The sequence below is a fragment of the Mycobacterium simiae genome, from assembly GCF_008370645.1.
GTDB classification, from domain to species: Bacteria; Actinomycetota; Actinomycetes; order Mycobacteriales; family Mycobacteriaceae; genus Mycobacterium; species Mycobacterium simiae_A.
The window spans coordinates 1-373 of sequence record NZ_VTZN01000572.1 but is presented as its reverse complement, the minus strand read 5'-3'; the positions used below and the strand labels follow the sequence as shown (position 1 = coordinate 373).

At 62.7% G+C, this 373-nt stretch carries 1 protein-coding gene; it reads left to right on the top strand.

The features are described 5' to 3' along the window. Positions 1-373 (top strand): hypothetical protein (locus tag F0Q45_RS26940; protein WP_444875272.1); only part of this gene is annotated, 373 nt, incomplete at both ends.

Here is a 373-nt window from a genome sequence, read left to right as displayed (position 1 = left end):
ATTCAATTACCTGGGCCGCATGGGTGTCCCGGCGGCCCAGGCGCCGGCAACCGACGACGTGTGGCAGATCGGAGCGTGGAATTCGCTGTTCGCCCATAATAGCAACGCCGGTTTACCGATGCCGTTGATGCACACGGTGGACCTCAATGCCGTCGCCATCGACACCGGTGAGGGACCGCAACTGCATGCCGAATGGACCTGGGCCACAAGCAAACTCGATCAAGATCAGATCGCCCGGGTGAGCAAGCTATGGTTTGCGGCACTGCGCGGCATCTGCGCGCATGTCGGCAGCGGGGGCGGCGGATTGACGCCTTCGGATGTCGTGCCGGCCCAGGTAACTCAGCGGCAGATCGACGAGATCGAACGGCAGTAC